Annotated in this window: 8 protein-coding genes; 5 read left to right on the top strand and 3 right to left on the bottom strand. The window is 24.3% G+C overall.

All coding sequences use genetic code 11. The features are described 5' to 3' along the window. Window positions 1-614, top strand: a 614-nt coding sequence (gene srtB, locus EJJ37_RS05865; RefSeq protein WP_133014664.1) for a class B sortase, incomplete at its 5' end; no start/stop codon positions are given. Between the two features lie 43 nt (window positions 615-657). Here srtB and EJJ37_RS05860 read toward each other — a convergent pair. Next, complete coding sequence (locus EJJ37_RS05860; RefSeq protein ID WP_133014663.1) at window positions 658-1,929, bottom strand: ABC transporter permease; 1,272 nt, start codon at window positions 1,927-1,929, stop codon at window positions 658-660. After that, the gene (locus EJJ37_RS05855; RefSeq protein WP_133014662.1) at window positions 1,929-2,843 is read right to left on the bottom strand and encodes an ABC transporter ATP-binding protein; all 915 of its coding nucleotides are present in this window, start codon (window positions 2,841-2,843) and stop codon (window positions 1,929-1,931) included. The genes EJJ37_RS05860 and EJJ37_RS05855 overlap by 1 nt, the downstream gene beginning before the upstream one ends. Before the next feature lie 380 nt (window positions 2,844-3,223). Here EJJ37_RS05855 and EJJ37_RS05850 point away from each other — a divergent pair, with 380 nt between their 5' ends. From EJJ37_RS05850 to EJJ37_RS05840, 4 genes are all read left to right on the top strand, one after another. Beyond that, a complete protein-coding gene (locus tag EJJ37_RS05850) occupies window positions 3,224-4,360 on the top strand; it encodes an NAD/NADP octopine/nopaline dehydrogenase family protein (RefSeq protein WP_133014661.1) in 1,137 nt (378 codons plus the stop codon). A 99-nt stretch (window positions 4,361-4,459) separates the two neighbouring features. Further along, window positions 4,460-4,939 carry a hypothetical protein gene (locus tag EJJ37_RS05845; protein WP_133014660.1) on the top strand — a complete coding sequence of 160 codons (480 nt, stop codon included), beginning with the start codon at window positions 4,460-4,462 and terminating at the stop codon, window positions 4,937-4,939. A 160-nt stretch (window positions 4,940-5,099) separates the two neighbouring features. Beyond that, entirely contained in the window at window positions 5,100-5,252 is a 153-nt protein-coding gene (locus EJJ37_RS20080; RefSeq protein ID WP_166484671.1) for a hypothetical protein, read from the top strand. Window positions 5,253-5,331: 79 nt separating this feature from the next. Continuing rightward, window positions 5,332-5,733, top strand: a complete 402-nt coding sequence (locus EJJ37_RS05840) for a hypothetical protein (RefSeq protein WP_133014659.1) — start codon at window positions 5,332-5,334, stop codon at window positions 5,731-5,733. A gap of 81 nt (window positions 5,734-5,814) precedes the next feature. Here EJJ37_RS05840 and EJJ37_RS05835 read toward each other — a convergent pair whose 3' ends face one another. Then, window positions 5,815-6,552 carry an FAD-binding oxidoreductase gene (locus tag EJJ37_RS05835; protein WP_133014658.1) on the bottom strand — a complete coding sequence of 246 codons (738 nt, stop codon included), beginning with the start codon at window positions 6,550-6,552 and terminating at the stop codon, window positions 5,815-5,817. Between the last annotated feature and the right edge of the window lie 154 nt (window positions 6,553-6,706).

Genomic DNA, 6,706 nt, shown 5'->3' with positions numbered 1-6,706 from the left:
ATAGATCAAATAAAATATATCAAGAAATTAAAGATATAAATAATATTTCAGATGTTAATAGTAATATAGGTTTGATAGATGAAAAATTAAAGGATATTAATTCAGAATATAAATTTTGGATTAATATATCTAATACTGCAATAGATTATCCAGTAGTACAAAGTAAAGATAATGAATTCTATGTAAAAAATAATTTTTATAGGGAAGAGGATATAGCGGGTACTATTTTTATTGATTGTGAAAATGATATTTCTAATGATAAGAATTTGATTTTATATGGACATAATATGAGAAATGGTAGTATGTTTGCTGATATAAATAAATTTAAGGAAAAAGACTTTTTTGATAATGGAAAAATAAAGATAATTAAAGATGGTAAAGAATATTTTTATGAGGTATTTTCTATATTTATAGATAGTAGTGGACAGGTTAATCTAAAAAATAAATTTGCTAGCAATGATGAATTTGATGAGTATATTAATAACTTAAAAAATAAATCCATATATAAGAAAGATATTTCTAAGGGTGATATTTCAAATATAATTACATTATATACTTGTAGTTATGAATTTGATGAGGCTAGAACTATAGTTTGTGCTTCATTAATAGAGTAAAGGGGGCTAAAGTTTTAGCCCTCTTTAAATTTGCTAATCAATATTATGAAATTTTTTCTTTTTTAAACCATTTTAATGCATTTTTTAATTTAATAGGATTTCCATACATTAAAGTACCTAGTCTATAAATTTTAGCAGCACCAATAGCTATTAAAATAGTAGATACTAATAAGATAATAAATGATATAATTATTTCTATATTAGATACAGTACCAAGTGCAACTCTTATAAGCATAGTCATAGAAGAACTAAAAGGAATAAATGAAGCGATTTTTATTAAAAGGCTATCACTATTGGTTAGTCCAAACATGCTTATAAAGAATACAATAACAAAAATCATAGTTATAGGTCCTATACTAGAGCTAATATCTTCTGTCTTTGAAACTAATGCACCAAGAGCACCAAATATAAATGAGTAAAATAAATAACCAATGCTACCGAAAATAATAAATGTTAATAATATATTACTAGGAATCTTAAATACTCCATCTAAAAGTCCATTCCAAGCCTTACTATTTAATGTATAGCTTATCATACCAGATCCTAATATTATAGCAACTTGTAAGAAGCTTGCTAATGCAGCACCTATTACTTTACCAAATATAAGGCTATTACTACTAGCACTTGTTACTAGAACTTCAATTGCTCTATTACTTTTTTCAGAAGTAACTGAAACGGCAATTAACTGACCATATAGCAATATCATCATATACATTGCAAAAATAAATATATAAACATAAAAGAAATTACTTGCACTATCCTTCCCTAATATACTTATCTCTGATTCAAATGGAATGTTAATAACTGATTGTAATTCATCAATATTTAAATTATTATTTTCTGCATACTCAATTTGATTTAATGTAGATAATATGTTTTCAAAAATAATTTGATTAGTATCAGTGAAACCAGAATTATCAACTAAGTATGAATATTTATTTAAACTTTCAACAATAAATCCAGCTTTAGCATCACCAGATTTTATAACATTTTCAGCTTCATCTTTACTATTTACTATAGTCCAATTTGAGTTGGGAAATGCAGTTTCAAGAACACTTTTATCACTAATAATATTATTAGTATCCATGATAATATAGTTAGTTTTATCTTTACTTTCATTTATTTCTTCAATATTTTCTGTAATCTCAGAGTTGTTACTTGATAACGGAGGTATAAGTTTGGACATATCAAATAATGAAGGTAGTGATAATCCTAGGATTAATAGTATTGGAATAAGTATAGTAGTAATAAGATAACCTTTATTTTTAAAATAATTACTCAATTCAAAACTTAATACATTAAAAAATTGTTTCATTATTCATCACCTGCCTTTAATACAAAAATATCTGTTAGTGAAGGTTCATATACTGAAAAGTTTTCGATATCGATATCATAATCAATAATACTTTTTAAAAAAGAGTTTTTGCTACAGTTTTTACAAAGTTCTAATATTAAAAAATCTTTTTTTATGTCATAAATACTAACTAAGTGGGAAAAATTATTTTCGCAAATATCTTTTAATTCATTTAATGAATAATTATTAGCACTTAAAATAAGTCTATTTTTTCCGTATTCTTTTTTTATATCTTTTAAATTTCCACTTAAAGCAATATTTCCTTTATTTATTATTGCTATATCTTCACAAAATTCTTCGACATAACTCATTTGATGACTAGAGAAAATAACAATTTTATTATCAGCAATTAACTCATTAACCACATCTTTAAGTATTTGAGCATTAACAGGATCAAGGCCGCTAAATGGCTCGTCTAATATAACTATGTTTGGATTACAAACTAAGGTTTGAGCTAATTGAACTTTTTGTTGATTTCCTTTAGATAATGTATCAAGCTTTCTATTTTCATATTCAGCAATACCTAATCTAGTTAACCATTTTTTTGTATTTTCTTTAGCTTCTTTTTTACTAATTCCTCTTAAAGTTGCAAGGTATACTATTTGCTCCATAACTTTTTTCTTTGGATATAACCCTCTTTCTTCAGGTAAGTAACCTATTTGATGATTGCGAGGTATGAAAGGTTTACCATCAAATAATATTTCACCTGAATCACATTTGAAAACATCCATTAATATTCTGAGAGTTGTCGTTTTACCAGCCCCATTTCGACCAAGTAATCCTAGTGCTTTTCCGCTTTCTACTGAAAATGAAATTCCATGTAAAACTTCATTACCGGAGAAACTTTTTCGTAGATTTTTTATTTCTAATTTCATAAATATAGTCCCCCTATTAAAATAAATAGAACAAAATAACTTTATAAAAGTTATTTTCAAAAATATTAAGAAGTAATTTATAACTTATTATAAAGTAAAACGCATAGGTGCGCAATACCTTATTAAGAAAATTTTAACAAATTATAAAGTGAAGTGAAATAGTATTTAGATATTTATTAAGATATTAAAAAGTAGAAGTCTTTTTATGAAATATAATTTTTAAGAATGTATTATATTAATTTTAGTTGAAATTATAATTAAAATAAGTTGTAATTATATATAGGGAAGAGAGGAAAGATAAGAGGATATAAAATATAAGAATAAAAAATATTAAAATATAAATATGAAATAAATATTTTAATGAAATTAGGAGGAGTAATATGAATATTTGTATTATAGGGGCAGGAAATATAGGAACATATTTAGCTGCATACATATCAATGAAAGATGAAAATAAGGTATGGCTACACACTTCAAAGCCAGAAAGTTTTAAAGAGAAAATGGCATTAGTAGAAGAAGAAAAAAATATAACTCATGAAGTGAAAATTCATTGTATTACATCAAGTTATGAAGAGGCAGTAGGAAATGCAGACTATGTATTAATAACATATCCTTCGTTTATGATGGAAAAAACAATCAATACTATACTTCCATTTTTAAAGAAAGGAACAGTAGTAGGGGCTATTCCAGGATTTGGTGGAAAAGAATATCTAATAGATCCTTTATTAGAGAAGGGATGTATATTCTTTGGGACACAAAGAGTACCTTCAATAATAAGATTAGAAAAATACGGGGAATCAGTAATATTAAAACAAAGAAATCCATTTATGAAAATTAGAGTAATTCCAGGTGAGTATTCAGAAAAAGTAGCAGAATGCATGACTAATTTTATTGATATTCCATGTATTCCATTAAGTAGTTATTTAGCAATAACTTTATCACCATCAAATCCTACAATGCATCCTTCAAGATTATATGAGTTATTCCATGATTATGTGGAAGGTGAAACAGTATATGATAGAAATCCTTTATTCTATGAAGAATGGGGAACTATGGCCTCAACAGAGTTATTAAAGTTAGATGAAGAATTAGAATTAATATTTAATGGGTTTAATGTAAATAATGATTTTGATCCAAAAGATATTGAAAAAATAAAGATAAGATATAATATAGAAACACCAGAGGAATTAAGCAAAAAAATAAATACTGCACCAGGATTTATAGGAATTGATTCACCTATGGTGGAAGTAGAAAATGGATATATTCCAGATAAAAACTCTAGATACTTTATTGAAGATATTCAATTTGGATTATGTATTTTAAAAGCTTTTGCAGAATTATTAAATATAGAAACACCAGAGATAAATAAGATTGCCACTTGGGGGCAAAACTTCTTAGGAAAAGAATATTTAGTTAATGGTAAACTAAATGGAAAGGATGTTTCAGAGTTAACTATTCCTCAAAATAGAGGTATTAAAAATAAGGAGGAATTAATAAACTATTATAAAGGGTTATAGAATCTTATATTAAAATATTAAATATAGCTAAGTTTTACATATTAAATTAACATAAATTTTGTTATAATATAAAAATAAGGGTGTTTGGGAGGTATAAAAATGGAAGAGGTATTAGAGCAATTTATTGAGTGTGACAAAAGTAAAACTGTAAGTAATATTTTAAAGGGGCTATCTATGGTATTTGTAGTTTTTTTAGCATTTTTTTTAACAGTATCATTATTAGCTTCAGTAGTTATGGGAATCATAGCTTTAGGGTTATTTATTTTAAGTTTTTTAGTATATGTTGAGTATGAGTATGAAATATTTAATGATACTATAACTGTAAGTAAAATATATAATGAAAGCAGAAGAAAAGTAGCTAAAGTAATTTCACTAAGTGATGTTAGAAAGGCATATGAAAATAATAAAAGCAATATTAAGGGTAAAGAAAAAAAGGTTTATTATAATAGTAATATTAAAGGATTATCAGTTTATACTTTTGAATTAAATGATAATACAAGTGTCGAGCTTGCATTAAATGATAAGTTAAAAAGAAGAGTAGGAATTGTCTATGCTCAAAAGATAATTCGTCAGTTCTAATTAATATTATAAAGTTAAGCTTCTATATAATAGATTATAAGGTCTATTATGTAGAAGCTTATTTTATTATATTAAAATTATTTAAGAAGTTATAAATAATTTTAATATAGGTGAGGATAATAATTTATATGAAGATTAAAAAGTTGAAAGGATGAAAATTATGATAAATAAAAAAAGTAAAAATGATTATAATAATGGTTTAATAGATGGGGTAATTCATTGTGAAGAAGAAGAAAAGAAATTAAGGCATGAAAATGAACCGAAGTCAAAAAGCGGAATTACAGATATATTTAATTTTCCTAATTTAAATTAATTTTTATATTACGCCTTTTTATTGTTAGAAAAATGCATAGATTTAGAAAAAATAGTTAATGATAAAAAGGGTGATATTTATGTTTAATTTAATATACTTAGTATTAGGAATATATTTAATAAAGATTATAGTAATAAGAGTAAATATGGAATATAAAAAGAGAAAAAGTACTGATAGAATTTCATTGAAAAAATGTATTGAGGGTAAAGTAAAAAGTATTTTTGCTGATGGAAATAATATTTTTGTATTCAGAAATAATAAAAATGATTATAAAGAAGATAGTAATATTAATAATAAAGAAGAATGGAATTTAAAGAGACATAAAGCTTTAGAAAAGGCAAAATATAAATGTGAAGAGTGTGGTAATATTACTAATTTAGAAGTTTACACCAAAGAAATTAATAATGATGAAGAGTTAATAGTACTTTGTAAAATGTGCTACGAAAAGAATATTGGTGAAATTAAATTACACTATCAATAAAAGCTAAAACCTAACATAGCTAGGTTTTAGCTTTTATTTTGTAATAATTTTACATTTAAAATGATATAGAATTATAGTATATTAATTACTAAAAAGTTCATAATTTATTTTAGAATTATCTACACCAAGCTCAAGTAAAATACTTTCTACAGCTTTCATAAATGGAGGTGGTCCACAAAGATAAAAGTCTGAATTTAAGTTTACATTGTCTTTAAGGAAATCTTTATTTACATATCCAGTATAATCGTAGTCTACACCTTCTACATCTTCAGATAAAGGATCAGAATAAAATACAGTATTTTCAATATTTTTTAATTTAGATATATTTTCTATATCATCTTTAAATGGATGCATCTTAGAATTTTGTACTGCTTGTATAAAGTGAATATTATTTCTAATAGCAGATTCTTCATATAGCATAGATAATAATGGAGTAATACCAATTCCTCCTGAGATTAGAACTGTATCATTATTTTTATTTTTTATAGTAAACAAACCTGTTGGAACCATTGCTTCGATAGAATCACCTATATTAAGATTTTCATGTAAATAAGTACTAATTAATCCACCATTAATTTTTTTTACACTTATTCTATAAATATCTTCATTAGGAAACATAGAAAGACTATAAGTTCTTATAACATCTTTATATTTAGGATCATTGGTTTTTATTTTAAAAGGTAGGAATTGACCAGCTTTATGCTTTACAAGCTTACTTCCATCTTTTGATTTAAAATAGAATGAAATAATATCAGTACATACTTCGATCTTATCAACTAATACTAATTCTTTAAAACCATCCCAATTTCTATTATTCATAAAATACCTCCTATAATTATTAAGTAATAATAATTATTATCTAATAAAACTCGAAAAAAGTCAATATATATAATAAATTCTATCAAAGAAAGTTATAAATTATGTTATAAAAAATTTAAATAATTAAAAGCTAAATAATTAGGAATAATATTTA

Source organism: Clostridium cuniculi (genome assembly GCF_004353185.1).
Taxonomy (GTDB): domain Bacteria; phylum Bacillota; class Clostridia; order Clostridiales; family Clostridiaceae; genus Clostridium; species Clostridium cuniculi.
The sequence above is the reverse complement of the archived record's forward strand: the minus strand, read 5'-3'. Positions and strand labels throughout refer to the sequence as shown.

Coding starts and splice junctions, on each gene's coding strand:
- EJJ37_RS05845 (WP_133014660.1), top strand. CDS start 4,460: ATGGAAGAGGTATTAGAGCAATTTATTGAGTGTGACAAAAGTAAAACT.
- EJJ37_RS05850 (WP_133014661.1), top strand. CDS start 3,224: ATGAATATTTGTATTATAGGGGCAGGAAATATAGGAACATATTTAGCT.
- EJJ37_RS20080 (WP_166484671.1), top strand. CDS start 5,100: ATGATAAATAAAAAAAGTAAAAATGATTATAATAATGGTTTAATAGAT.
- EJJ37_RS05855 (WP_133014662.1), bottom strand. CDS start 2,843: ATGAAATTAGAAATAAAAAATCTACGAAAAAGTTTCTCCGGTAATGAA.
- EJJ37_RS05835 (WP_133014658.1), bottom strand. CDS start 6,552: ATGAATAATAGAAATTGGGATGGTTTTAAAGAATTAGTATTAGTTGAT.
- EJJ37_RS05840 (WP_133014659.1), top strand. CDS start 5,332: ATGTTTAATTTAATATACTTAGTATTAGGAATATATTTAATAAAGATT.
- EJJ37_RS05860 (WP_133014663.1), bottom strand. CDS start 1,929: ATGAAACAATTTTTTAATGTATTAAGTTTTGAATTGAGTAATTATTTT.